Source organism: Streptomyces sp. B1I3 (assembly GCF_030816615.1).
In the GTDB taxonomy this organism is placed as follows: Bacteria; Actinomycetota; Actinomycetes; order Streptomycetales; family Streptomycetaceae; genus Streptomyces.
The window spans coordinates 3,981,617-4,006,815 of sequence record NZ_JAUSYD010000001.1 but is presented as its reverse complement, the minus strand read 5'-3'; the positions used below and the strand labels follow the sequence as shown (position 1 = coordinate 4,006,815).

The following is a 25,199-nucleotide window of genomic DNA, read 5'->3' as shown; positions in this document are numbered from 1 at the left end:
CAGGTCGGACCCGCCACAACTGCGATCTGCCGGGATCGAATCCGAACCATCATGGTCCGGTGACGACATGGATACGCTGCCACTGGGACGAGGAAGACATCTGGTTCTACTTGGAGGTCGACCCGGACGGCTGGGTGACCCGGCAGGTCGAGCTCCAAGGCCCTGAACTGGCCCCGCTCGCAGCGGCCTCACTCGACGAATGGCAGCAGGCCCACGACGCAGGACGTCTCGACGAGTACGACAACAGGTTCGGGATCACAGCAGAACGTCCCGTCTCGGAATGGGAAGGCCACGACCCTGAGACGCTGACTTCGGAGGAGTTCGAGGAAGTCTGGGGCCTTGCCCGCCGGCAGATCGCGTCCCGGCCCCGCTGACGTCCCGGCCCCGCGGAGGCTTCTTGGCATCGTCGCGACATGACACCGCCCCTCCCCATCGTCCGAGCCGTCGACACCGCTCAGCTCTTGCACCTGGCCCAGGAGGCCACCATGCACGGCGTCAGCCAGCGACTCCCGGTCGACTGGCTCCAGGAGCACCTCGCCGCAGAGGCGACGCACTACCTGTTCCCTACGCTCGTGCAGCGGCTCACGCACCGACCCGAGACGCCGTCGCAGTGGAGGTGCCGGCAACTGCTGACAGTCAGGGCCGGTTAGCAGATCTGAGGCTCGTCGAATCCGCCACCGCGGTGAGACACCGCAACTCCAGCTGCGGGTACGGGATATCTAGCGCGGACCCTTGTCGTACCGGGGAGGCACAATCGGCGCATGTCTGAGCCCTTCCTCGACCTGGGAAACGTCAATGCGCCCTCTGGTGTACTGGTGCTCGCCATGGCCGGGTGGATCGCGCGTTGGCCTGCGACACGAGCCGCGAAAAGCTAGCCTGCCGCCTCCTCCCGCCGTCCCGGTCCTGGTGACGGCCGCGGCCGGCTGGTCGGGAAGGTGCCTCTCCGCCGGGTGCCCGGTCCCGGGAAAGGCCCTTGCGTAACCACTCCCAGCGAATCACTATGAGCGTAGTGGTAGCGCTCGGGGGCCGGCGCTTCGACCGGGCTCCCGCCCACGACCGGCAGGCCTGTGCGGAACGGGGAACACATGCGAAAGCTCACCTACTTCGTCGCGTGCTCGATCGACGGCTTCATCGGGGACCCGGACGGCGACGCCACGTCGATGATGTCCTTCCTCAGCGAGGAATTCCTCGGGTTCCTCACCTCGGAGTACCCGGAGACGGTGGCCGTGCAGGGACGCAAGGTGCTCGGTATCGACGGGGCGGAGAACCGGCATTTCGACACGGTGATCCAGGGCAGGTCCAGCTATCAGCTGGCACTGGACGCGGGGATCACCAGCCCGTACGGCCACCTGAGGGAACTGGTGGCTTCGCGGACTCTGGAGGCCCCCGATCCTCAGGTGGAGATCGTCTCCGAGGACGTGGTCGGGCGGATCAGGGCGCTCAAGTCGGAGGAGAGCCCACGGGGCATCTGGCTCTGCGGAGGTTCCCAGCTGGCCGGAGAGCTGATCGACGAGATCGACGAGATCGTCATCAAGACCTATCCCCAGGTCTACGGCTCCGGGATGCCGATGTTCGGGGCGGAGTTCGCCGTCACGGACTTCGCCCTGCAGAACGTTCGTACCTTCGACAACGGCATCCTTGTCAGGACCTACAGCCGCAGGCGCTGACGGCGACACCCCGTCCGGCGCTGTGCGGCGTCCCGCCTGCGCCGGGCTCCGTACGTCCGGCCGGAGGCTCGGTTGCGTCGGGGCCGGACAAAACTGCTCGCCAGGAAGTATCGGCGGGGGTAGTCCTTGACCATGACCTCTTCCGAAGAACTGCTTCCCGGCACCCGTCGTGCTCTGCTCCATCGCATCGCCACCGCGCAGTCCGAAGGCCGCACCCCCTCACTTGTCGCCGCAGTGCAGCGGGGCGGGCGCATCGTGTGGAGCGGCGCGCGCAGCTGCGTGAACGGCCATGCGCCCGACGGCGACACGCAGTACAGGATCGGTTCGATCACCAAGACGTTCACCGCCGTGCTGGTGCTGCGTCTGCGTGATGAGGGACTGCTCGATCTGGACGACCGGCTGGAGAAGCACCTGCCGGACGCGGGGGTCGATGACGTGACGATCCACCAGCTGCTGGCCCACAGCGCGGGACTGGGGGCGGAGACGCCTGCGCCCTGGTGGGAGAGGACCCCCGGAACCGACCGGCCGACACTGGCGGATGTCCTCGGCGAGCGGCCGCAGTTGCATTCCGCCGGCCGTTTGCACCACTACTCGAATCCCGGGTACACGCTCCTCGGCGCTCTCGTCGAGAGGCTGCGCGGTGAGTCGTGGGCCGAGGTGCTGCGTCGGGAGATCCTCGAACCACTGGGTATGGACCGTACGACTCCGCAGGCGCAGCCTCCGCACGCGGGTGGCTGGGCTGTGCATCCGTGGGCCGATGTCATGCTTCCCGAACCGGCTGAGGACCTCGGGCTGATGGCGCCGGCCGGTCAGCTCTGGTCCACGACCACGGACCTTCTCCGCTTCGCGGCGTTCCTCGAAAGGGGTGACGAACGGGTACTCAGCACCTCCTCGGTCAGCGAGATGCGTGCTCCCGCAGCGCCTTCGGAAGCAGGTGACTTGGCCGGTGCGTACGGACTCGGCCTCCAGGTCGTACGGCGGGAGAGCCGTACGCTCCTCGGCCATTCGGGGTCGCTGCCCGGGTTCCTGGCCGCGCTGTGGTTCAGCGTCGAGGACGACGTCGCCGCGGTGGTGCTGTCCAACGCCACCTCCGGCCCGCTCACCACTGCGGTCGCCGCGGATCTGGTAGGGATCGTCGCCGACGCGGAACCGAGGATCCCTGAGCCCTGGCGCCCCTTGCCGGAGATCGACGACGAGCTGCTCGCCCTGACGGGCCCCTGGTACTGGGGCACGCACGTGCACACCCTGAAACTCGTGGCGGACCGAGGTCTCGAGCTGCGACCGTTGCGCGGGGCCGGTCGCGGCGCGCGGTTCCAGGCGCGGCCGGACGGCACCTGGGTCGGTCTCGACGGGTACTACACGGGGGAGACCCTGCGCGTGATGCGGGCCGAGGACGGCACGGTGGATCACCTCGACCTGGGCTCTTTCGTCTTCACCCGGGAGCCCTACGACCCGTCAGCAGCCGTTCCAGGCGGTGTGCACGAGGGTGGCTGGCAAGGGCTCGCCCCCTGAGCGCGCGCCGGTGGGTCTCGACCCGGATGTTCCACGTGAAACACCGGCCGTCGGCGAGGGCCGGGTCAGGACGTCAGTTCGCGTTCCAGAGGGGTACGGAAACGTGGAGTGATCCGGGCGTCGCCCACCCACGAAGAGAGCCGTGACGCCTCGGCCTCGATGAGGTCCGCGGCGTCCCGGCCCACGTCGGACAGCAGCCGCCACACCATCTCGCCGTCCGCCCGCTGCGCCCAGCCGCCCACGATGCTGCCGTTCCACCACACCGTGGGCCCGATGTTTCCGGCGCGGTCGAAGAGCGCGGCACGGTGAGCCGGCGACAGGTGGAAGCCGCGGTCGGCCCAGCCCATCGCGCTCGGGTCGAGACCGGGGAGGAGGGCGGCCCAGGGCTCCGTAGGTGGTTCGGGGGCGTGATCTCCTGCAGCGACCCAGCCGGTGGCTCCGTTGTCGAGCAGTACTTCCTCGCCACCCGCGGCAGCCAGCGCCCTGCGTGTCTCACGGAGGCCCCATCCGGTCCACCACTTCAGGTCGGCTTCCGTGGCGGGGCCGTAGGAGCGGAGCCAGCGCCGTGCCAGTTCCGCCTGCGCCTCGGCCGTGTCCGAGGCCGCCCACGATTCCGCTGCCGTCCAGCGGAACTGGCTGGAGGTCCAGGAACCGCGTGGCCGGTCGCGCCGGATGTGTCCGTCGGCGGCCAGCAGACGGATGATGCGTGAGGCGACCCCCTGCACGGTCTCCTGCCGGGAACCGGGGAAGACCGTGATCTTCGTACGCATCGCCGGGACGGCGGCAGCGAGCTCGCTCCCCGTCGCGTGACCCCGGGCGGTCAGGGCGGCGAGGGCGGCCTGTTCGACCTCGGTGAGCCAGCGCTCGTCGAGGCCGTTGCCGTCCTCCCGCAGATGCTTGAGGAGATTGCGGCGCTCCTTCGCCGCCACCGCCCGCGCGTTCGCCGCGTCGACGAACGGTGCGATCTCCTTGGAAACGGCGAACAGGGTGTTCCGCATCGAGAGCAGCCGTACCAGTGACACGTCGTCGTACAGGGCACGTTCCACCGCTTCCACCTGCGGCTGCGCCAGCCTGGCGCATGCGGAGAGATGGACCGTGGCGGCGTCGGTGGCGTGCAGAGCCACGACGGCGTCCGCGACCGTCACGACGGAGTCCACGCGCACGGACGGGGCCAGCAGGTGCCGTCTGCCGAGCCTGGTCCGGCGTTGTTCGTCATCGATGCGGTGCATGCGGCCTTCCCGTTCACCGGGCCGTCCCGGCGCTCCTGGGTTTCAGAGGGTGAGCTTGAACCCCACGTGGCTTGCGGTGAAGCCGAGCCGCTCGTAGAAGCGGTGGGCGTCGGTGCGGGTGGCGTCGGACGTCAGTTGCACCAGCTGGCAACCCTGGCGCCGGGACTCGTCGACTGCCCACTGGATGAGCTGGGTGCCGAGACCACTGCCGCGCTCACCGGCATGGATGCGGACGGCCTCGATGATCGAACGGGTCGATCCGCGGCGGGACAGCCCGGGCACGACGGTGAGCTGCAAGGTCCCCACGACCTGGTCGTCGCGCACGGCGACGACCAGGTGCTGGTTCTGGTCATCTGCGAGCCGGCGGAAGGCGGCGTGGTACGGCGTGAGGTCGTCCGGTGACTCGCGTCGGGCACCGAGCGGGTCGTCGGCGAGCATGGCCACGATGGCCGGCACGTCGGAGAGCGCGGCATGACGTATCTCAAGATCGTTCATGATCGGCAGACTACGCAATCGGGGCGGTCAGGCGGGGACGTTGAGCGCCTCGACCGTACGCACCAGAGGGGCCAGCTCCGGACTCCTGGCCGCGTCGTCGAGAGCGGCGCGCAGAGCGGTGTCGTTGGTCGGCCGCGCCGCATCGAGCAGCGCGAGCCCGGCTTCCGTGACATCGGTGTAGATGCCCCGCCGGTCCGTGTCGCACAGGTACCGGGTGAGAAGCCCGCGGTCCTCGAGCCGGGTGACCAGCCTGGTGGTGGCGCTCTGGCTCAGGACCACAGCGTCGGCCACCTGTTTCATCTGCAGGTGACCACCCGCCCCGCTGTGCTGGCGGCTCAGCACGTCGAGCAGTGAGTACTCGCGCACGCTGAGGCCGTGGTGGGACTGGAGAGCCCGTTCGATGCGGGCCTCGATCTTCCCGTGGAGCAGGGAGAGGGCGCACCAGCTCTGGGAGAGAGCCGTCAGCGCTGGGTCCGTCGCGGTCATAAGTCTCTCCTCCGTACGCACGGGCTGCCTGCAGCCAAGGATAGGGCACGTGCGCAATAGCCCGCGCTTGCATTTAGCCAGCGTCTGCAATTAATGTCGACGCTTGTAAAACGCTGGCGCAACTTCAGGAAGGTGTCACCCATGCCACTCGCCCTCCTCGCCCTCGCCATCGGGGCATTCGGTATCGGAACCACCGAGTTCGTGATCATGGGGTTGCTTCCCGACATCGCGGCGGACTTCCAGGTCTCGATCCCGACCACAGGTCTTCTTGTCACGGGCTACGCCCTCGGGGTGGTCCTCGGCGCCCCGCTGATGACCGTGCTGGGAACCCGGTTCACCCGCAAGCACATGCTCATGATGCTGATGGGGCTGTTCATCGTGGGCAACGTGGTGTCCGCGCTCGCCCCCGTCTTCGGCGTGATGCTCGCCGGACGCGTGATCGCCTCACTCGCCCACGGGGCCTTCTTCGGCATCGGCTCGGTCGTGGCAGCAGGGCTGGTCGCACCGGAGAAGAAGGCGGGCGCCATCGCCATGATGTTCACCGGACTCACCGTCGCCAACGTCGTCGGTGTTCCCCTCGGCACCTTCATCGGGCAGAGTGCCGGCTGGCGGGTCACCTTCTTCGTCGTGGCCGGACTCGGCGTGCTGGGCCTCCTCGGGGTGGCGAAGCTCGTCCCCGAGCAGCCGAGGCCCGAAGGCGTACGGATCGGCCTGGAACTGGCGGCTTTCCGTAACGTCCAGGTACTGCTCGCCATGGCGATGACGGTCCTCGGCTTCGGCGGCGTATTCGCGGCCATCACCTACATCACCCCGATGATGACCGAGACCACCGGTTACGCGTCGTCCTCCGTGACCTGGCTGCTGGTCCTCTTCGGGCTCGGCATGGTCGGTGGCAACCTGATCGGCGGCGCATTCGCCGACCGCCGTCTGATGCCGATGCTGTACGTCTCACTCGGGGCTCTCGCCGTCGTCCTGGCCCTGTTCACGCTGACCGCCCACGACAAGTTCGCCGCCGCCGTCACCATCGTCCTCATCGGCGGCCTGGGCTTCGCGACGGTACCCCCGCTGCAGAAGCGAGTCCTGGATCAGGCCGCAGGGGCACCCACCCTCGCTTCGGCCGTCAACATCGGTGCCTTCAACCTGGGTAACGCGCTCTCGGCCTGGCTTGGAGGTGTGGTCATCGCGGCCGGGTTCGGCTACACCGCGCCCACCTGGGTCGGCGCTGCCCTGGCAGCCTCGGCTCTGCTCCTGGCCCTGCTGTCCGGTGCGCTCGAGCGCCGCGGGGGCACGTCCGGCCAGGTGGTCACCGGGCACACCCCCGAGCCCGTCCCGGCCACCGCCGGACGCAGCTGATCTCGGCGTCCTCCCGTTCCTGCCACCGCCGGACGGAGTTGGCCCTCCCAGCCGTCGGCCGGGACGACCGCGCACAGCGGCGTCCCACCGACGGCTTCGGTGTTCCTTCACGTCGCAGAGCGGGAGCTCGCCCTTGCGGCCGGGTCGGCCGCCGTACGCAGGCGTCGGCCGCGCCGAGTCAATCCCCAGGGCTTCACCACCGAGATCGCGGTGATGAAGAAGTAAGTGGTCGTGGCCACCGACGGTGCGATGACCAGATCGATGTCCGCTGCACCCCGGGCCGCGGCCTCGTCGATGCCCGGGCGGAGCGAGAAGATCGACAGCCCCGCAGTGATCGACGTCAACCAGAACTTGGTCCACACCCAGCGGTGCCTCGCCAGCCCCCACGGGGTGCCGAGTGCCAGCACCACGCCGCTGACGAGCGACAGCAGCGCCACCGGCACGACAAGCCAGTCCCCGAAGATCTTCATCGAGCGCGTGGCCGCCTGCGCCAACGAGGTGTCCTGGGTGAGGAACGCCGCGAGCCCGAGAGCCAGCAGCCCGATCGTCAGGCCCAGCCAGCTCACGGACACTGCAACATGGGCGACGAGGACGCTTCGGCGTACGGAACGCTTGAGTGGTTTCACGTGAAACACGGTGCCAAGCGGCGCGTCCTCAAGCATCTGACAGCGGGAGTATCCGTGCGTACTGGAATCGGCGTACGCGGTCCCTCCGGGAGACGGAGCACATGGCCCGGCCCGGGCGCGGGCCTTTGCTCAGCCCAGGTCAGGTGCCTGCATCGCCCGCACGCCCTCGATGTTCCCGTCGAGGTAGTGCCGCAGGGACAGGGGTACCAGGTGCACGGCCGCGATCCCGACCCTGCTGAAGGGGACACGGACGATCTCGTACTCCCCACATGGTTCATCGATCTCCGGGCCGTGCCGGCGCGACGGGTCCATCGACTCCAGGCGGCAGACGAAGAAGTGCTGCACCTTCACGCCTTTGATCCCGCCGCTCTCGATGTGTTCGACGGTGTCGACGAAGCAGGGAACGACGTCGACGATCTTGGCGCCGAGTTCTTCGTCGACCTCGCGGTGCAGAGCGTCGATGACGGTGTCGTCCTCGGGCTCGACCCCGCCACCCGGCGTGACCCAGTAGGGGTCGACCCCGGGCTTGGTGCGCTTGATGAGGATGAGGTCGTCGCCATCGAGCAGGACGGCGCGTGCGGTGCGCTTGACCACAGGACGTTCGGTCATGGCAAGAGAGTGGCCCAGGAAGCACGGTCTGAAACGCATCAGGGCCCACGGTCACCAGTCGACGGCAGCGCGCACCAGCCACTCGTGCGCCCGCGCAATGTGCGGCAGGGCGAGTGTGCCGGTCCGCAGGACGGGGAAGTAGGTCCGCAACGGCGGCACCGGAGGATCGAGCAGGGCGATGATCTCACCGCGCTCCAACGCGTCCTCGCAGAGGTAGCGGGGCAGGACAGCGGGACCGGCGCCCGCAACCGCGCACTCCAGGACAGCGCGCAGATCCGGTGCGATCACCGTCGCCGAAGCGGCGGGCCTGCTCTCGAACACAGCAGCCCAGTAACGGGAGACGAGAGGAAGGCTTTCGTGCACTTCGACGACCGGGAGCTGCTCCAGCACTACGGAACCCTTGTGCCGCAGGGCGCCGGGTCCCAGGCGCCCCGCCCATCGTGGTGCGGCGACCAGCACGTGCTCCTCGTCGCAGAGGGTGGTCGCCGTGAGCAGCCCACCTCGCGGACGTGCCGTCGTGATGGCCAGATCATGGTGTCCGGCAGCCAGCCCTTCCAGCGCTTCCTCGGTCTTCGCGAGGAACGTGGTGCGTAGTGCGAGCCCTTGGGAGAGCAGCGGGGTGAGGGCGGGGAGCACGCGCACAGCGGTGAACTCCGGAGGGCCGGCCAGATGCACGGTCCGTACGCCCGTCTCGTCGTCGATGCCTGCCTCGGCGATCTCGATCAGTGCGTCCAGATGGGGCGCAGCTCGGTGGGTGAGCTCGTCACCGACGGTGGTGGGCGTGACGCCGCGGGCATTGCGGAGGAACAGCGGGCGTCCCAGCTACCGCTCCGATGTGCGGATCTGCGACGTGACGGCGGGCTGGGAGAGGCCGAGCAGGGCGGCTGCCCTCGTGAAGGATCCGGCCCGGTGCACCGTGACGAACGTGCGCAGCAAGGCCAGGTCCATGGGTCCCCCTCCTGCTCTCGCGGCGCCTGCGAACCGCACAACCATAAATATGTCGATAGGTGGCTGTCGTACGGTGATTGGACACTGACGCCCAGTCAACTAGCCTCGACAGGCGGTTCTTCACGTCTTCACGCGGAGAACTGGGGAGGTCCGAGTCACGAGGGGGAGACTCGGGCCACTCACCCGCAGCAGGACCGGCCCGGCCGACGGGGACGCCCGTCCCTGGCCGGCCCTGCCCGGGACGACTGCTCGCCCGGTGCCGGCGGTCAGCGCGCGGCTTCGTCCAGCGCCCGTTCCACGTCAGCCAGCAGGTCTGCGGGGTCCTCGGCGCCGACCGAGAACCGTACGAAGCCTTCCGGTACGGCGTCCCCGCCCCATCGTGCCCGGCGCTCGGCGGTGGAGCGCACTCCGCCGAAGCTCGTCGCGTCGTCGACGAGCCGCAGCCCCGACAGGAAGCGCTCGGCGGTCTCCTTGTCCGCGAGGACGAAGGAGACGACGGAACCGAAGCGCCGCATCTGCCGCGCGGCGACCGGATACGCAGGGTCGCCGGGGAGTCCCGGGTAGCGCAGCCCCGCCACGTCGGTGCGTTCGGCCAGCGCCTGCGCAAGGGCCAGCGCGGTCGTGCACTGCCGGTCGATCCGCAGCTGGAGGGTGGCCAGCGAGCGGTGCGCGAGCCAGGCCTCCATGGGGCCGGGGATCGCACCGGCCACCTTGCGCCAGCGCCGTACGCCGGCGGAGAGCTGCGGATCGCGGGAGGTCACATGGCCGAGCAGGATGTCACCGTGGCCGGTCATGCCCTTGGTGTCACTGGCCACCGAGAAGTCCGCACCCAGCTCCAGCGGGCGCTGCCCGAGCGGGGTGGCCAGGGTGTTGTCGACCGCGACGAGTGCACCCGCCGCGTGCGCGGCGGTGACGAGCCTGCGGATGTCGCAGACGTCGAGCCCGGGGTTGGACGGAGTCTCGATCCACAGCAGCTTCGCGCCGTCGAGGGCTCCGAGCTGGGCGTCGCCACCGGTCGGGGCGGTGCGCACCTCCACGCCGTACGCCTCCAGCTGCTCCCTCACCAGGGGGAGCGCCTGGTAGCCGTCGTCCGGCAGGACCACGACGTCGCCGGTGCGTGCCTGGGACAGCAGCACGCCCGAGACGGCCGCCATGCCGGAGGCGAAGACGGTCGTCTCGACCTGCTCCCCCGGTGCCTCCAGCTCACTGATGGCCCGCTCCAGAAGGGTCCACGTCGGATTCGTCTCACGCCCGTAGGTGTACGGGCCCACGGGTTCGCCGGACAGATGGAAGTGGGCGGCGAAGACGGGGCCCGGCAGGGTGGGCTCGTACTGCTCCGGTGCGGGCAGTCCCGCCCTCACGGCCCGTGTTCCGTCGCCAGTGGTGCTCATTGCTGGTTCCTCGCTCTCTCCCCGGTGTTCACCGGTCCGCCTTGCACTCTGTCAGGAGGGGAGGGATCAGTCCTCGTCGGGGAGCGCTACGTTCAGGGCCCAGGACACGACCGAGATGATCAGCCCGCCCAGTACCGCCGTCCAGAAGCCGTCGACGTGGAAGTCCAGGTCCAAGACGCCGGCCAGCCATGACGTCAGCATCAGCATCAGGGCGTTGACCACCAGGGTGATCAGCCCGAGGGTCAGGATGAACAAGGGGAGGGTGAGCAACTGCACCACCGGCTTGACGACGAAATTGACCAAGCCGAAGAGCAGCGCCACGACGATCAGCGTGAGTGCCTTGCGGCCCGCGTCGTCACCGGTCAGCGTGATGTCGTCGAGCAGCCAGATGGCCACGGCCAGCGCCCCTGCGTTGGCCGTCGTCTTGACTACGAAATTCTTCATGTGTCTGATCGTGGCAGACACGATCGGTGGCTGACACCGGCGAGCGGACGAGAGCGGCACGAGGGGCGGACGGACGATGAAGGCATTCAGACTGGACGAGCTGGAGGCGGAGCGTGCCGCCAACGACGGCGCCTATCTGCAGTTCCTCCGGGAGCGCAACATGTCCGTCGGCCTGTACGCCCTGGACGCCGGAGCGCTCGACCCTCAGCAACCTCACCAGCAGGACGAGGTCTATCTGGTGGTCAGCGGGCGGGCCTCGATCACGGTCGGCACGGAGACCACCCAGGTGGGCAGGGGGAGCGTCGTGTACGTGCCCGCCGGGGCCGCCCACAAGTTCCACCACATCACCGAGGACCTCCGGGTGATGGTGGTCTTCTCTCCACCGGAGAGCTGAGCCGCGGCCCGGCCCTTCCCTAGGGGATCGTTCAGGGGACTTCAAGGGCTCCCGGCCCCCCGTGAGGTACTCCCGCGCCTCTAGCATCGGAGCAGGAACTCACGGAGACGAGTGGAGACGAGGTCAGGACGATGGCGATGCGGGAGCTTTTCGCGGGAATGCCCTGGTGGGTGAAGTGGGTCGCGGTGCCTCTCATCGCGATCGTCGTGTTCGGCGGTCTGATCGCCAGTGTGGTCGGCTTCGTCATCGGGCTGCTGTTCAAGGCGCTCGTCTTCGTCGTCCTGGTCGGTGGTCTGATCTTCGTCGTACGCAAGTTCACGGCATCCTCCTCGCGCAGCGACTGGTAGGAGGGGAAGGCGTCGGTCAGGCCCGGGGTGCCGGACGAGCCGGAGCGGGCGGCCGACGCCGTGATTAGCCCAGCTGAGCTAAAGACGTCACGAAACTCCGCTCGTGGCGGAGCGTGCCGATACAGTTACGTACCGCTGCCGCAGCTGGGATATGACAGACCGTCACCATCCTGCTCAGTGGTTTGTGCGACCGTCCGGTCTCCCGGACCCAGGCTCGCGGCGGGCCTGCGGGGGCGGCCCCCGCGGGAGGGCTGAGCGCCCGTCACCATGTCCGGGGGTGACCTGTGACCACGGCATCGAGTGCCGCTGTCCCGACGTTGATCGGCTCGGTTCAGCGGGCGTTGAGACTGCTGGAGGCTGTGGGCACCCATCGGGACGGTGCGCCGGCGAAGCAGCTCGCGCGGGAGGCGGGGCTGCCCCTCCCCACTGCCTACCACCTCCTGCGCACGCTGACGCACGAGGGCTATCTGCGCAGGGAGAACGGCGTTTTCCTGTTCGGCGCCGCCGCGGAGCGCCTGGGGTGCGGCCCGGCGGCCGCCCCGCGGCCGGGCGTGATCGTCGAATCGCTCGCACGGTGGGCGGACGTCATCCGTGCACCCGTGTACTGCGCCCTGTACCGGGACGGCGAGATCGATCTGGTGGCGGTGGCCGACACCCCGGCGTTTCCGGCAGTGCGCGAGTGGGCCGCGTTCCGGGAGACGGGCCACGCCCATGCCCTCGGCCAGTGCCTGCTGGGTCAGCTGGACGAACGGGCGCGCGAGGACCACCTGGACCGCCACCCGGTCCGGCAGCTGACGCGCTACTCCGTACGGGACCGCCTCACGTTCCTCGACCGGTTGAGAGCGATGAACCGTACAGAACCTGTCGTCGAACGACAGGAGTATGTGCTGGGAACGGTCTGTGCGGCCATCCCGATCACCGTCGGGTCGTCCCTGGCCGCGATGGCTGTTTCTCTCCCCCTGGAGCAAGAAGAACGGTTGCTCGCTGCAGTCGAACAACTACGCTGTGAAGTCACCACACTCTTGCGCTCGTTCGTGTTCTCTATCAGTATCTGAAAAATCACTCCTTGTGATCCGCTATCGCGTGCACCACGATGGCGTCAATAGGGCCATGGGGGATCATTCCTGGCCAGATTCATCTACTGCGGGGTTGAACGATGCGCGAGTCGGTTCAAGCAGAGGTCATGATGAGCTTCCTCGTCTCCGAGGAGCTCGCATTCCGTATTCCGGTGGAGCTCCGGTACGAGGTGGGTGATCCGTACGCGATCCGGATGACCTTCCACCTGCCCGGCGACGCCCCCGTCACCTGGGCATTCGGACGTGAGCTGTTGCTCGACGGCCTCAACAGCCCCAGCGGCGACGGTGATGTGCACATCGCCCCGACGGAGCCGGAGGGTCTCTCGGATGTACACATCCGTCTTCAGGTCGGTGCGGACCGGGCGCTCTTCCGCGCCGGCACGGCACCTCTTGTGGCATTTCTCGACCGTACGGACAAGCTGGTCCCACTGGGGCAGGAGCACACGCTGGGGGACTTCGACGGCAACCTGGAGGAGGCGCTGGGCCGGATCCTCGCCAAGGAGCAGAACGCCGGCTGACCAGGGAAGGCTGCCCGGACGCCGGGCGACCGCGGACCACGGAGACACGGGGCGGTTGCCCGGCGCCTTCGGTCAGGCCTTGCGGCGCCGCCCCTTCCCGGTCCGTACGGCTGCGGGAGCTCCGGCTTCCGCGCCGAGCCCCGTGCGGTCCGCGGAGACCACCAGGGCCGCGAGCACCGTCGTCACCGGCACCGAGGCGACCAGACCGATCGACCCGACCAGGGTGCGGACGATCTCCTCGGCGACCAGTTCACTGTTGGCCACCGCCCCCACACTGCTCTGGGCGATCGAGAAGAGCAGCAGCAGGGGCAGCGCGGCGCCCGCGTAGGCGAGTACGAGCGTGTTGACGACCGACGCGATGTGGTCGCGCCCGATCCTGATGCCCGCGCGGTAGAGCCGGCGCACGCCCATGGTCGGATCCGCCTGGTTCAGCTCCCAGACCGCCGACGTCTGCGTGACGGTCACGTCGTCGAGCACACCCAGCGATCCGATGATCACCCCGGCCAGCAGCAACCCGCTCATGTCGATGTCCGGATACAGCCCGTGGATGAGGCCGGTGTTGTCATCCGTGTTGCCCGTCAGGCTCGCCCAGTCGATGAACGAGGAGCCCAGCAGCCCGATCAGCAGCAGCGAGATGAGCGTGCCGATGACGGCCACCGAGGTGCGGGCCGTGAGGCCGTGGCAGGTGTAGAGGGCGATCAGCATGATCGCGCTGGCGCCGATCACCGCGACGACCAGCGGATTGGACCCCTGCAGGATCGCCGGCAGGATGAACAGCGTCAGCACGGCGAACGAGACCGCGAGCGCGATCAGTGCCATGAGCCCGCGCAGCCTGCCCACGACGACCACCGCGAGCGCGAAGATACCGGCCAGCAGCGCCATCGGGAACGTACGGTCCACATCCGTCACCGAGTACTGCAGGTCATGGGGAGCGTCGGGGGCGTAGGCCACGACCACCCCCTGGCCCTCGTGGAGTTGCCGGGGCGCGTCGGGCTGGATGACCTCGACGAACGTGCGGCCCTCGTCCTTGCCGCTCATCACCTCGACCGTGGCCTTCTTGCACAACCCCGACTGTTCGGCGACCGCCTCGCGGCCCGACGGCGTGGACGTGTCTCCGGTCGGGGGCACCTGAGCGGCGTTGACGTCCGCGCAGTCGACCTTGTCGACCTTCACCACCCTGCCCTCCTGGGTCTGCCGGTCGAAACCGACGCCCGTGCGCTCGTGGGAGGGGGCGCCGCCGGGCCAGAACGCCACGAGACCGACGAGGACGGCGGTGGCGAAGGGGATCAGGACCGCGGCGATGACCTTGCGCAGATGCTTCGACACGGGGGCGGCAGGCCCGTGGCTGTGCGTGTGGGCATGCCCATGACTCTGCGTGCTGCCTGATGCGTGGCCGTGGGTTTCGGGGGCGCTTCCGGGAGACGTCACCCGGCGATCATCCCAAGAACGGGGGAGGCCCTCTGGCCAGCACGCCAGGAGGGAGGCTAGCGTGGAGGCACCTTTGCACACGCGGGAGCTCGGAGCACCGGGCTGAGAGGGCGCTGACCTCCGTATTTCGTTACGGGACACGCTGCGCCGACCGACGAACCTGTTACCGGGTAATGCCGGCGTAGGGAGTAGGTCTCATGACCACAGCGGACGCACGCACGCCTGCCTCGGCGCGGAACGCGCAGAACACCGAGGCCGGGAAGTCCATCGGCTGGCACAAGGGGTACGTCCAGGGCTCACGCCCGGACCTCCGGGTGCCTGTCCGTCAGGTGCACCTCACCAACGGCAAGGACGTGACGCTCTACGACACGTCCGGGCCCTACACCGACCCCACCACCGAAACCGATGTCCGGCGCGGGCTCGCGCCTCTGCGGGAGAACTGGATCATCGCCCGCGGCGACACCGAGGAGTACGCGGGCCGCCCCACGCGTCCCGAGGACGACGGGCTCAAGCACACGTCCCCGCGAGGTGGGCTCCGCAACCTCGACGCGGTCTTCCCCGGACGTCCCCGCCAGCCGCGCCGCGGCCGGGACGGCCGGCCGGTCACCCAGCTCGCGTACGCCCGCCGGGGTGACATCACCCCGGAGATGGAGTACGTCGCGATCCGGGAGAACGTCGCACCCGAGGTCGTGCGCGAGGAGATCGCGGCGGGCCGGGCCGTGCTGCCGGCCAACGTCAACCATCCCGAGATCGAACCGATGATCATCGGCAAGCGGTTCCTGGTGAAGGTCAACGCCAACATCGGGAACAGCGCGGTCACCTCCTCCATCGAGGAGGAGGTGGACAAGATGACCTGGGCCACCAAGTGGGGCGCCGACACGGTCATGGACCTCTCCACGGGGCGCAACATCCACACCACCCGCGAGTGGGTCCTGCGCAACTCCCCCGTGCCGATCGGCACCGTACCGCTCTACCAGGCCCTCGAGAAGGTCGACGGCCGGGCCGAGGAGCTGACGTGGGAGATCTACAAGGACACCGTCGTCGAGCAGGCCGAGCAGGGCGTCGACTACATGACGGTGCACGCCGGGGTCCGGCTGCCGTACGTCCCCCTGACGGCCCGTCGCAAGACCGGCATCGTCTCCCGAGGGGGCTCGATCATGGCGGCCTGGTGCCTCGCCCACCACAAGGAGTCCTTCCTGTACGAGCACTTCGAGGAGCTCTGCGAGATCCTCGCGGCCTACGACGTGACGTACTCGCTCGGTGACGGGCTCCGGCCCGGGTCCATCGCGGATGCCAACGACGAGGCGCAGTTCGCCGAACTCCGCACGCTCGGTGAACTCAACTCCGTGGCCAAGCGCTTCGGTGTCCAGACGATGATCGAAGGCCCGGGCCACGTCCCGATGCACAAGATCAAGGAGAACATCGACCTCCAGCAGGAGATCTGCGAGGAGGCGCCGTTCTACACGCTGGGCCCGCTGACCACCGACGTCGCACCCGCGTACGACCACATCACGTCGGGCATCGGGGCGGCGATGATCGCCTGGTGGGGGACGGCGATGCTCTGCTACGTCACCCCGAAGGAGCACCTGGGGCTGCCCAACCGTGACGACGTGAAGACGGGCGTCATCACGTACAAGATCGCCGCGCATGCGGCTGACCTCGCCAAGGGGCACCCGGGAGCCCAGGAGTGGGACGACGCGCTGTCGGACGCCCGGTTCGAGTTCCGGTGGGAGGACCAGTTCAACCTGGCCCTCGACCCGGACACGGCACGGGAGTTCCACGACGAGACGCTGCCCGCCGAGCCGGCCAAGACGGCACACTTCTGCTCGATGTGCGGCCCGAAGTTCTGCTCGATGAAGATCTCGCACGACATCCGGCGTGACCACGGGGTGGGACAGGAGGAGATCGAGGCCGGCATGGCCGCGAAGTCCGAGGAGTTCGCAGCCGCCGGCAACAGGGTCTACCTGCCGATCGCGGACTGAACCACGCGTGTGCCCGGCGGTGTTCGGCCGGTGGGCGCGTCTTTCGACCTGCGGCGCTGCCCGGGGCCACGATCGGCTCCGGGCAGCGCCGCTGCCGTTCCCCCTCGTCGGAGTCGTTGACCGGACGGTTGCCGAAGTGTCCCGTCCCTGGCCGACTTCTGTCTCCGGCTCCCGCTCCGGAGGCCCTGCGGCGGCCCTTCGGCGACGGATTGGACACGGTATAGCGGCAGGTGGATGTACGTTCTCGCAGGGAGCCAAAGGCTGTTGACCGCATCCTTATCTGTGCTTTATGTTCCGCTGTGCTTGGCCGAAAGTGTGTGCGTCCCGACCGGGGGCGCCAGGGGAGGGAAGCACAGTGAACTGGTACCTGAACGTACTCAAGAACTACGCGGGATTCAGCGGGCGTGCGCGCCGCAAGGAGTACTGGATGTTCGTACTCTTCAACTTCATCGTGGCCGTGGTGCTGGTCGCCATCGGCGCGGCCCTCAAGACCCAGATCCCGTACATCATCTACATCGTCGCGGTGCTGATCCCGATGCTCGCCGTGGTCGTCCGCCGTCTGCACGACACCGGCCGGTCCGGCTGGTGGTTCCTGATCACGTTCGTCCCCCTCGTGGGCGGCATCATCCTGCTCGTCTTCATGTGCACCGAGGGTGCCCGTGGGACGAACGAGTACGGCGCCGACCCGAAGCTGGCTCCGCAGGCGATCTGATGGCGTGCTCCGACAGGGGCGCGCCGAGCAGTGACGGGAGGCCGGGCCGGCAGCGAGCCGCCCGGCCTCTGCCGTGCCGGGAGACGGGCGCGAGACGGCGGGGCGCGGGCGGCGCGGGCCGCACGGCGGGTAGGGCGGGCCGGATCACTCCGGCTGGTGCTCGGGACCGCCGAAGTCCGGACTGGTGAAGTCGGGACTGGTGAAGGTCGGCCGTGGTCCGGCGGACGGGCCGTCCTGGGGACCGGAGAAGTGCGGCCGGCTGTAGCCCATCTTCGGGATGCGGTTGGCCGACCGGTGCGGAGTCCGCGCGGCGGGCCCCGCCGTCGGGTCGGCCAGGGCGTCCCGGAGGAAGGGCAGGATGCCGCGCTCCAGCAGGGCGTGGCGCCAGGCCTCCCTGGCGCGTGCCACTTCCTCGGGGAGTCCGTCGCCCTCGTCCAGCGCCGGCAGTGCCGTGGCACCGTTGCGCAGGGCGGTGACGAGGAGCCCGATCGCGGCGATCAGGATGGCCGCGGCGGCGACCGCGGCGAAGAACCACCCGGCGGCGACCATCGTGGCGGCGAAGGCCAGAGAGGGGCTCAACGCCTTCAGGAGGTAGCCGACCAGCAGGAATATCAGGGCTGCCGTCCCCGCGAGAACGGGGGCCAGTGCGGTGATCACCGCCAGGGTTCCCGCACCCGTACGGTCCGTCTCGTCGGGAGTCCGGCCGAGTACGGGCTCCGGCGACGAGGCGGCCGGACCGCGCAGCTCACCCCGGGCCTTGACGTAGTGCTCGTACTCGGTGGCTGCCGCCGAGGTGATCAGGGCGGTCGCGTCGAGCGCCATCGTCCGCAGTTGTTCCGCGTTCAGCCGGTCCCCGACGCCGTCCAGGTCAGGGCGTTCGTGGGCATGGCGCAGGGCGTCGGCAAGGATCCGCTCGTACTCGGGTCGGTCCTCGGCCAGCAGGTGCGGAGCGCTGTTCATGTGCATCCCCCGATGCTCCGTAGGGCCTGATCGGCCGCGTGGGGCCGGGCGATCGGGCGGAAACGGAGGAGAGCCTGCTACTGATACGCCGATGGTAGAGCGACTACGGCACAGGGTGACAGGGGGTTTCCGGAAATAGGCCCAGCAGGCGGCGGCGTCAGGCGGACATGCGTCTTCCCGCGGCGGTCGTCAGTCATGCAGGGGTAGTTGCACGACCAGCAGCTTTCCGGCCATGGTGACTCCGCCGTCCATGGCGATGGCCAGCCCGTCGGCGTACACGTGCGGACCGTCGACCACGGTGCGCTCGCTGTTCTCGCCGTCCTCCGACCCGACCTCGCCGAGCAGGTAGGGAATCGGGCTGTGGCCGTGGACGACCCGCCGGCCGCCGTACGTCGACATCAGCTCTCGCACGGCCTCCGCCCCGCCCCCGTCCCGGAAGGCGAACCTCCTGGTGAGCTTGCGGAAGAGGTCCCAGCACTCGTCGGCGTCATGCCGCGTCAGAATGGCGTGGACCGTGTCGTTGACGTCCTCGATGGTGGATCCGTAGTCGAGGTAGGCCGTCGTGTCGGAGTGCATGAGCAGGTGGCCGTCCTCCTCGACGACCGCGTCGAGACGGGCCATCCACTGCAGGTGGACGTCCTGGAGCCGCTCCATGTCCGTCTTCTGTCCGCCGTTGAGCAGCCAGGCGGCCTGGAAGGTGGCGGTTCCGGCGCCCGAGTTCACCGGGGTGTCACCGAACCTCTTGGCGCCGATGAGCAGGAGCTCGTGGTTGCCCATGAGGGCCTTGCAGTAGCCGCCTGCCGCCGCGGCCTCGGCGGAGAGCCGCATGACCAGGTCGATGACTCCGATCCCGTCAGGCCCGCGGTCGGTGAAGTCGCCGAGGAACCACAGCCGTGCGTTGCCCGCGGCCCAGTGGCCGTCGGCGTCGACGAGTCCCTGCTCGCCGAGCGCGGCCAGCAGCTCGTCCAGGTATCCGTGGACGTCACCGACGACGTACAGCGGTCCGCGTGGCGCGTCGGCTGCGGAGACCGGCTCCGCGGCTGTCTGCACCTGGAGTGTGTCGCCGCGGTTGATGACGGGAAGATCGCGCTCGGTGGGGGTGTACCCCTCCGGCAGCTCGCCGCCCGCCATGGCATTGCCGGGATGGGGCGACGGCGGGGGCATCGGCACCTGCGCATACGGCGGTACGCGGAAGTCACGCAACGTCGCTGTCCGCACCACGGGTTCCTGACCGGCCCCCTGAGTCATCGACCCCTCCACCACCGTTGCGCCGCCGTACACCTGACGGGCCCTGCCTGGTAGGGGTGGTCCGCGGTGTCGTGCGCCCATCATAGGAATGCGGATCGTGCTGTGTGTCGCACCAGGGGTGGTGAATCCGCGCCGACACGTGGTTCACCGACCGTTTGGTCCGGATTGAGGCGATCAATCCCCGGCGGGCGAGCGAGGAGCGCTGACCGTGGTGCGGGGCGGACGCCGCTGCGAGGACGTCCGGACGATGAGTTCCGTCGGTATCACCTGCTCCAGGGGACCGTCGTGTTCGACCCCTTCGATGGCGTCGATGAGGAGCTGCACGACTGCCGTGCCGATCCTTCGCGGCTTGAGGGAGAGCGTCGTGATGGGTGGTTCGGTCGCCGCGTACACGGTGGACTCGCTGCAGCAGACCAGGAGCAGGTCCTCGGGGACCCGTAAGCCGTAGCGGCGGGCTGCGGCGAGCAGATCGGTCCCGTTGGGGTCGAAGAGGCCGTACACCGCGTCGGGGCGGTCGGGCCGGGCGAGGAGGCGGTCGGCGGCGACGGCGCCCGCGCAGGGGTCATGAGCCGGATAGGACTCGTACACAGGGTCCTGGCCGACCCGCTCGCACCAATGGAGGTAGGCGGTGGTGGAGAGACGGGTGTACGTGTCGGTGGTGGTGCCGGTCAGCAGGCCGATGCGCCGGGCGCCTGCCGCGGCCAGATGGTCGAGGAGATCGAGCACGGCTGCCCGGTGATCGTTGTCGACCCAGGCCGTGACCGGCAGCGTCCCGGCGGGCCGGCCGTCCGACACGACGGGCAGTCCCTGGCGTACGAGCTCGGTGACCACCGGGTCCTGATCCGAGGGGTCGATGACCACGGTCCCGTCGAGGGCGACGTTGGACCAGACGTCGTGCCGCGACGTCGCGGGCAGGATGACGAGGGCGTAGCCGCGGGCGAGCGCCGCCGAGGTGGCGGCTCTCGCCATCTCCGCGAAGTACGCGAACTCGGTGAAGGTGAAAGGTTCATCCCCGTACGTGGTCACGGTCAGGCCGATGAGCCCTGACCTGCCGGTACGGAGGGTTCGGGCCGCGGCGGACGGGCGGTAGCCCAGCCGTTCGGCGACCTCGCGGACATGGCGGCGGGTGGCGTCCGGGAGCCTGCCCTTGCCGTTGAGCGCGTCGGAGACGGTCGTGATGGAGACCCCGGCTGCGGCGGCCACATCCCGGATGCCCGCCCGTCCCGGCCGACCATTGCGCCGGGGCGTCTGTGCCCGGCTCACCTGGTGCTTCCCTGCTGCTGTCATAGCGAGCCGATAGTAGGGCTCGGAGGGTGGGTCGGGCCGGACGCATATGCACACGTTGACAGGCACGTTTCTGCAAGGCCGTAGGGGACCAAATGCCGCGCAAATAAAGGTACTTAGGGGATCTGGCATGCATGTGGCCGGTCCCCGTGCGCACGTACCTGCCGAATGGTCCATGTCTCGTAGAGGTCTCAACTCACCTCTACGGGGGACGCGCGCCAGGGCGTGAGCCACCGGCGTGCGTCGGTGGCCCCGGCGCTCCCCCTCCTCCCGGCGGGCCGCGGCACCCGTCGGGCGGCTCCGTCGGGTGCTCCCTCGGGCGGCTCCGGCCCGCGGTGGCGGCCTGCCTCCGGGCCGGACCGTCGCGGGCGGGGGCGATTCGGGCGGGGCCGTTCGCAGAGAGGCCCAATCCTCATAAGGTAAGCAGTATTGATGTGAGCGGATGGTCAAGGAGGACCTACGGTGAGCGAGACGAGCCCCAAGTTGCGCGCCGAGCTGGACGGCGTCCCTGTGTACGTACCGGGGAAGCCGGCGGCGGCAGCGGACGGACCGGTTGCCTTCAAGCTGTCCTCCAACGAGAACCCGTATCCCCCGTTGCCGGGCGTGATGGAATCGGCGCTCGCCGCGGCCGCGCATTTCAACAGGTATCCGGACACGGCCTGCACCGGCCTGGTGAACGAGCTGTCCGACCGATTCGGTGTGCCGGTCTCCCACCTGGCCACCGGCACCGGCTCGGTCGGGGTCGCTCAGCAGTTGCTCCAGGCGACGTCGGGCCCTGGTGACGAGGTCATCTACGCCTGGCGCTCCTTCGAGGCCTACCCGATCATCACCCAGGTCAGCGGTGCCACGTCGGTCAAGGTGCCCCTGACCGACGGAGACGTGCACGACCTCGACGCCATGGCCGAGGCGATCACCGGCCGCACGCGGCTGATCTTCGTCTGCAACCCGAACAACCCGACCGGGACGGCGGTGCGCAGGGCGGAGCTGGAACGGTTCCTGGACCGGGTGCCGGGAGACGTGCTGGTGGTGCTCGACGAGGCGTACAAGGAATTCGTCCGGGACCCCGAGGTGCCGGACGGCATCGAGCTCTACCGGGACCGGCCCAACGTGGCGGTGCTCCGGACCTTCTCCAAGGCGTACGGGCTGGCCGGCCTGCGGGTCGGCTTCGCGGTGGCGCACGAACCGGTGGCGGAGGCGCTGCGCAAGACGGCAGTGCCCTTCGGTGTCAGCCAGGTCGCCCAGGACGCCGCGGTCGCCTCGCTGCGCCAGGAGGACGAGCTGCTGGGGCGGGTCGGCTCGCTGGTCTGTGAACGCATCCGTGTCCACGAGGGGCTGGTAGGGCAGGGCTGGACCGTCCCCGACTCCCAGGCCAACTTCGTCTGGCTGCGGCTCGGGGACCGCACGTCGGACTTCGCCGCGGTGTGTGAGCGGGCAGGCGTGGTGATCCGGCCGTTCGCGGGCGAGGGTGTGCGGGTCACGATCGGGGAGACCGAGGCGAACGACGTGTTCCTCCAGGTGGCGGCGTCGTACCGGGAGGGGCTGTAGGCGCGGTCACCCCCGCGGGGCGGGAACGGCGCCGGTTCCGGCCCGTGCGTCCGCCGGTGGCCCCCGACCTCGATGGCTGAGGTCGGGGGCCACCGGCGTCTCCGTGCTGCCTCACCGGGCCCGGCGGGCCCGGTGAGGCGGTGTCCGGCCGCTTCCGGCCGGGGTCCCGCAGCCTGTGCGGTCGCGTCACGTCTGCCGGCCGGTGGGGGTCCGGCTCGCCGTCCGGCCGAAAACCACCCCCCGTCGACACGCTCGAAAGTACGTGCGCCATAATTGCTTGTGAATGTGAACGCGTTCACAAGCGCGTCCCGTTTCCTCCCATGATCGGTGGGATTGGACGGGCGGGCTGCGGCTGTGATCACGGCGACGCAAGGAGAAAAGGGCGTGAACCTAGCTCTGGCACCAGAGACCCTGGCGCGATGGCAGTTCGGCATCACCACCGTCTACCACTTCCTGTTCGTCCCACTGACGATTTCCCTCGCAGCGCTCACCGCGGGGCTGCAGACCGCCTGGGTGCGCACGGACAACGAGAAGTACCTCAGGGCCACGAAGTTCTGGGGCAAGCTGTTCCTGATCAACATCGCCATGGGCGTGGTCACCGGCATCGTGCAGGAGTTCCAGTTCGGCATGAACTGGTCCGACTACTCGCGGTTCGTCGGTGACGTCTTCGGTGCCCCGCTCGCTTTCGAGGCGCTGATCGCGTTCTTCTTCGAGTCCACCTTCATCGGGCTGTGGATCTTCGGCTGGGACAAGCTGCCGAAGAAGATCCACCTCGCCTGCATATGGATGGTCTCCATCGGCACCGTCCTGTCGACGTTCTTCATCCTGGCGGCCAACTCCTGGATGCAGCACCCGGTCGGGTACCGCATCAACGAGAAGCGCGGCCGTGCCGAGCTCACGGACTTCTGGCACGTGCTCACCCAGAACACGGCGCTCGCCCAGTTCTTCCACACGATCACGGCGGCCTTCCTCGTCGGCGGCGCCTTCATGGTGGGCATCGCCGCCTTCCACCTGGCGCGCAGGAAGCACATCCGGGTGATGCGGACCTCGCTCCGGCTCGGGCTGGTCACCGTGGTGGTCGCCGGAATGCTCACCGCCGTCAGCGGCGACGTGCTCGGCAAGGTGATGTTCAAGCAGCAGCCCATGAAGATGGCAGCGGCCGAGGCCCTGTGGGAGGGCGAGGACGGAGCGCCCTTCTCCCTCTTCGCGGTAGGAGACGTCGCCGAGGGACACAACACCGTGGAGATCTCGATCCCCGGAGTGCTGTCCTTCCTCGCGGACGACACCTTCACCTCGTACATCCCCGGCATCAACGACATCAACAAGGCCGAGCAGGAGAAGTACGGCCCGGGCGACTACCGGCCCAACATCCCGGTGGCCTTCTGGAGCTTCCGCTGGATGATCGGCTTCGGAATGGCGTCCTTCACGCTCGGCATGCTGGGTCTGTGGCTGACGCGCAAGAGGTTCATGCTGCCGCCGGCGTTGCGTACCGGTGAGGACGAAGTGCCGCATCTGGTGCTCTTCAGGAACTCGGCGCTGAGCCCGAAGCTCACCAGGCTCTACTGGATCACCGCCCTCTGGACCATGCTCTTCCCTCTGATCGCCAACTCGTGGGGCTGGATCTTCACCGAGACGGGCCGCCAGCCCTGGGTGGTCTACGGGGTGTTCCAGACCCGGGACGCGGTCTCCCCCGGCGTATCACAGGGCGAGGTCATCACCTCGTTGATCGTCTTCACCGCTCTGTACGCGGTGCTGGCAGTGATCGAGGTGAGGCTGCTCCTGAAGTACGTCAAGGCCGGACCGCCCGAGCTCACCGAGGCCGACCTGAACCCACCCACCAGGATCGGCGGCCATGACCAGGACGCCGACCGGCCGATGGCCTTCTCCTACTGAGAGCAGCGGAGCTGAGAGATGGAACTCCACGACGTCTGGTTCGTGCTCATCGCCGTCCTGTGGATTGGCTACTTCTTTCTGGAGGGATTCGACTTCGGCATCGGCGTCCTCACCAAGCTGCTGGCGCGTGACCGCAAGGAGCGGCGGGTCCTGATCAACACGATCGGGCCCGTCTGGGACGGGAACGAAGTGTGGCTGCTCAGCGCCGGCGGTGCGACCTTCGCGGCCTTCCCGGAGTGGTACGCCACGCTCTTCTCCGGCTTCTACCTGCCGCTGCTGCTCATCCTCTTCTGCCTGATCGTGCGCGGTGTGGCCTTCGAGTACCGCGCCAAGCGGCCCGAGGAGCGCTGGCAGACCAACTGGGAACACGCGATCTTCTGGACCTCGCTCATCCCTGCCGTGCTCTGGGGGGTGGCCTTCGGCAATATCGTCCGCGGCGTGAAGATAGACGCGGACATGGAGTACGTCGGCAACGTGGGGGACCTGCTCAACCCGTACGCCCTCCTGGGCGGTCTGGTCACGCTGTTCCTGTTCACCTTCCACGGCGCGGTCTTCGCCGCGCTCAAGACCGTCGGGGACATCCGGGAGCGGGCGCGCAAGCTGGCGCTGAAGACCGGTCCCGTCGCGGCCGTGCTCGCCCTGGCCTTCCTCATCCGGACCCAGGCCGACAACGGCGACGGCTTGAGCCTGCTGGCACTGGTCGTCGCCGCGGTGTCGCTGGCGGCAGCGATCGGTGCCATCGCACTGGGTCGCGAGGGCTGGTCGTTCGCGCTGTCCGGGGTGACCATCGCGGCGTCGGTCGCGATGCTCTTCCTCACACTCTTCCCGAACGTGATGCCGTCCTCGCTGAACGACGCCTGGAATCTCACGGTCACCAATGCGTCGTCCAGTCCCTACACCCTCAAGATCATGACGTGGTGCGCGGGCATCGCCACCCCGGTGGTCCTGCTCTACCAGGGATGGACCTACTGGGTGTTCCGCAAGCGCATCGGTACGCAGCACATAGCCGACGCGCACTCCACCCACTGAACGCACCCGGCGGATTGACCACA

The 25,199-nt window shown here is 68.8% G+C and carries 24 protein-coding genes, 2 pseudogenes and 1 riboswitch; of the genes and pseudogenes, 14 read left to right on the top strand and 12 right to left on the bottom strand.

What is annotated here, in order from left to right:
- The first annotated feature begins 59 nt into the window (after positions 1 to 59).
- The 4 genes and pseudogenes from QFZ58_RS18440 to QFZ58_RS18425 all read left to right on the top strand — a co-directional run bounded on the left by QFZ58_RS18440 (position 60) and on the right by QFZ58_RS18425 (position 3,179).
- Entirely contained in the window at positions 60 to 374 is a 315-nt protein-coding gene (locus tag QFZ58_RS18440; protein WP_307128912.1) for a hypothetical protein, read from the top strand.
- Positions 375 to 413: 39 nt separating this feature from the next.
- Positions 414 to 647, top strand: a pseudogene (locus QFZ58_RS18435) (hypothetical protein); the annotation flags it as partial.
- A 438-nt stretch (positions 648 to 1,085) separates the two neighbouring features.
- Positions 1,086 to 1,667, top strand: a complete 582-nt coding sequence (locus QFZ58_RS18430) for a dihydrofolate reductase family protein (protein ID WP_307125996.1) — start codon at positions 1,086 to 1,088, stop codon at positions 1,665 to 1,667.
- Between the two features lie 132 nt (positions 1,668 to 1,799).
- A complete protein-coding gene (locus tag QFZ58_RS18425; RefSeq protein WP_307125995.1) occupies positions 1,800 to 3,179 on the top strand; it encodes a serine hydrolase in 1,380 nt (459 codons plus the stop codon).
- 65 nt (positions 3,180 to 3,244) lie between these two features.
- Here QFZ58_RS18425 and QFZ58_RS18420 read toward each other — a convergent pair whose 3' ends face one another.
- From QFZ58_RS18420 to QFZ58_RS18410, 3 genes are read right to left on the bottom strand one after another with little or no spacing between them, the layout of a single operon-like run.
- Positions 3,245 to 4,408: a winged helix DNA-binding domain-containing protein gene (locus QFZ58_RS18420; protein WP_307125994.1), complete on the bottom strand. Its 1,164-nt coding sequence runs from the start codon at positions 4,406 to 4,408 to the stop codon at positions 3,245 to 3,247.
- 42 nt (positions 4,409 to 4,450) lie between these two features.
- Positions 4,451 to 4,903, bottom strand: coding sequence for a GNAT family N-acetyltransferase (locus QFZ58_RS18415; protein WP_307125993.1), 453 nt, complete (start codon positions 4,901 to 4,903; stop codon positions 4,451 to 4,453).
- A gap of 27 nt (positions 4,904 to 4,930) precedes the next feature.
- Positions 4,931 to 5,389 carry a MarR family winged helix-turn-helix transcriptional regulator gene (locus tag QFZ58_RS18410; protein WP_307125992.1) on the bottom strand — a complete coding sequence of 153 codons (459 nt, stop codon included), beginning with the start codon at positions 5,387 to 5,389 and terminating at the stop codon, positions 4,931 to 4,933.
- A gap of 141 nt (positions 5,390 to 5,530) precedes the next feature.
- Here QFZ58_RS18410 and QFZ58_RS18405 point away from each other — a divergent pair, with 141 nt between their 5' ends.
- Complete coding sequence (locus tag QFZ58_RS18405; RefSeq protein WP_307125991.1) at positions 5,531 to 6,742, top strand: MFS transporter; 1,212 nt, start codon at positions 5,531 to 5,533, stop codon at positions 6,740 to 6,742.
- Between the two features lie 107 nt (positions 6,743 to 6,849).
- Here QFZ58_RS18405 and QFZ58_RS18400 read toward each other — a convergent pair whose 3' ends face one another.
- From QFZ58_RS18400 to QFZ58_RS18380, 5 genes and pseudogenes are all read right to left on the bottom strand, one after another.
- Positions 6,850 to 7,368, bottom strand: coding sequence for a DUF2269 domain-containing protein (locus QFZ58_RS18400; protein ID WP_307125990.1), 519 nt, complete (start codon positions 7,366 to 7,368; stop codon positions 6,850 to 6,852).
- Positions 7,369 to 7,497: 129 nt separating this feature from the next.
- Positions 7,498 to 7,977 carry an NUDIX domain-containing protein gene (locus QFZ58_RS18395; protein ID WP_307125989.1) on the bottom strand — a complete coding sequence of 160 codons (480 nt, stop codon included), beginning with the start codon at positions 7,975 to 7,977 and terminating at the stop codon, positions 7,498 to 7,500.
- Between the two features lie 51 nt (positions 7,978 to 8,028).
- A pseudogene (locus QFZ58_RS18390) lies at positions 8,029 to 8,925 on the bottom strand (LysR family transcriptional regulator).
- Positions 8,926 to 9,191: 266 nt separating this feature from the next.
- Complete coding sequence (locus QFZ58_RS18385; protein WP_307125988.1) at positions 9,192 to 10,316, bottom strand: cystathionine gamma-lyase; 1,125 nt, start codon at positions 10,314 to 10,316, stop codon at positions 9,192 to 9,194.
- Positions 10,317 to 10,382: 66 nt separating this feature from the next.
- Entirely contained in the window at positions 10,383 to 10,760 is a 378-nt protein-coding gene (locus QFZ58_RS18380; protein ID WP_307125987.1) for a phage holin family protein, read from the bottom strand.
- A gap of 76 nt (positions 10,761 to 10,836) precedes the next feature.
- On the opposite strand from QFZ58_RS18380, the gene QFZ58_RS18375 reads away from it, so the two are divergent.
- From QFZ58_RS18375 to QFZ58_RS18360, 4 genes are all read left to right on the top strand, one after another.
- The gene (locus tag QFZ58_RS18375; RefSeq protein WP_307125986.1) at positions 10,837 to 11,154 is read left to right on the top strand and encodes a cupin domain-containing protein; all 318 of its coding nucleotides are present in this window, start codon (positions 10,837 to 10,839) and stop codon (positions 11,152 to 11,154) included.
- Between the two features lie 137 nt (positions 11,155 to 11,291).
- The gene (locus QFZ58_RS18370) at positions 11,292 to 11,501 is read left to right on the top strand and encodes a DUF5326 family protein (RefSeq protein ID WP_307125985.1); all 210 of its coding nucleotides are present in this window, start codon (positions 11,292 to 11,294) and stop codon (positions 11,499 to 11,501) included.
- A gap of 284 nt (positions 11,502 to 11,785) precedes the next feature.
- A complete protein-coding gene (locus QFZ58_RS18365; RefSeq protein WP_307125984.1) occupies positions 11,786 to 12,556 on the top strand; it encodes an IclR family transcriptional regulator in 771 nt (256 codons plus the stop codon).
- A 101-nt stretch (positions 12,557 to 12,657) separates the two neighbouring features.
- Positions 12,658 to 13,095: an SsgA family sporulation/cell division regulator gene (locus QFZ58_RS18360; RefSeq protein ID WP_307125983.1), complete on the top strand. Its 438-nt coding sequence runs from the start codon at positions 12,658 to 12,660 to the stop codon at positions 13,093 to 13,095.
- A 72-nt stretch (positions 13,096 to 13,167) separates the two neighbouring features.
- On the opposite strand, the gene QFZ58_RS18355 is transcribed toward QFZ58_RS18360, so the two are convergent.
- Positions 13,168 to 14,523 carry a YibE/F family protein gene (locus QFZ58_RS18355; RefSeq protein ID WP_307125982.1) on the bottom strand — a complete coding sequence of 452 codons (1,356 nt, stop codon included), beginning with the start codon at positions 14,521 to 14,523 and terminating at the stop codon, positions 13,168 to 13,170.
- 71 nt (positions 14,524 to 14,594) lie between these two features.
- Positions 14,595 to 14,728, top strand: a riboswitch (TPP riboswitch).
- Between QFZ58_RS18355 and thiC the strand changes: the two genes are divergently transcribed.
- Positions 14,721 to 16,505, top strand: a complete 1,785-nt coding sequence (gene thiC, locus QFZ58_RS18350) for a phosphomethylpyrimidine synthase ThiC (protein WP_307125981.1) — start codon at positions 14,721 to 14,723, stop codon at positions 16,503 to 16,505. (Overlaps the previous riboswitch by 8 nt.)
- Positions 16,506 to 16,860: 355 nt before the next feature.
- A complete protein-coding gene (locus tag QFZ58_RS18345) occupies positions 16,861 to 17,217 on the top strand; it encodes a DUF805 domain-containing protein (RefSeq protein WP_307125980.1) in 357 nt (118 codons plus the stop codon).
- A 144-nt stretch (positions 17,218 to 17,361) separates the two neighbouring features.
- Here the strand turns inward: QFZ58_RS18345 and QFZ58_RS18340 are convergent, their stop codons facing one another.
- The 3 genes from QFZ58_RS18340 to QFZ58_RS18330 all read right to left on the bottom strand — a co-directional run bounded on the left by QFZ58_RS18340 (position 17,362) and on the right by QFZ58_RS18330 (position 20,712).
- Positions 17,362 to 18,183: a hypothetical protein gene (locus QFZ58_RS18340; protein ID WP_307125979.1), complete on the bottom strand. Its 822-nt coding sequence runs from the start codon at positions 18,181 to 18,183 to the stop codon at positions 17,362 to 17,364.
- Between the two features lie 183 nt (positions 18,184 to 18,366).
- Positions 18,367 to 19,440, bottom strand: a complete 1,074-nt coding sequence (locus QFZ58_RS18335) for a metallophosphoesterase (RefSeq protein WP_373428662.1) — start codon at positions 19,438 to 19,440, stop codon at positions 18,367 to 18,369.
- A gap of 159 nt (positions 19,441 to 19,599) precedes the next feature.
- Positions 19,600 to 20,712 (bottom strand): LacI family DNA-binding transcriptional regulator, encoded by a 1,113-nt coding sequence (locus tag QFZ58_RS18330; protein WP_307125977.1) that lies wholly within the window; start codon positions 20,710 to 20,712, stop codon positions 19,600 to 19,602.
- Positions 20,713 to 21,171: 459 nt separating this feature from the next.
- Between QFZ58_RS18330 and hisC the strand changes: the two genes are divergently transcribed.
- The 3 genes from hisC to cydB all read left to right on the top strand — a co-directional run bounded on the left by hisC (position 21,172) and on the right by cydB (position 25,176).
- Positions 21,172 to 22,254: a histidinol-phosphate transaminase gene (hisC, locus tag QFZ58_RS18325; protein ID WP_307125976.1), complete on the top strand. Its 1,083-nt coding sequence runs from the start codon at positions 21,172 to 21,174 to the stop codon at positions 22,252 to 22,254.
- Positions 22,255 to 22,638: 384 nt separating this feature from the next.
- A complete protein-coding gene (locus QFZ58_RS18320) occupies positions 22,639 to 24,147 on the top strand; it encodes a cytochrome ubiquinol oxidase subunit I (protein ID WP_307125975.1) in 1,509 nt (502 codons plus the stop codon).
- An 18-nt stretch (positions 24,148 to 24,165) separates the two neighbouring features.
- Positions 24,166 to 25,176: a cytochrome d ubiquinol oxidase subunit II gene (cydB, locus tag QFZ58_RS18315; RefSeq protein ID WP_307125974.1), complete on the top strand. Its 1,011-nt coding sequence runs from the start codon at positions 24,166 to 24,168 to the stop codon at positions 25,174 to 25,176.
- Positions 25,177 to 25,199: the final 23 nt, after the last annotated feature.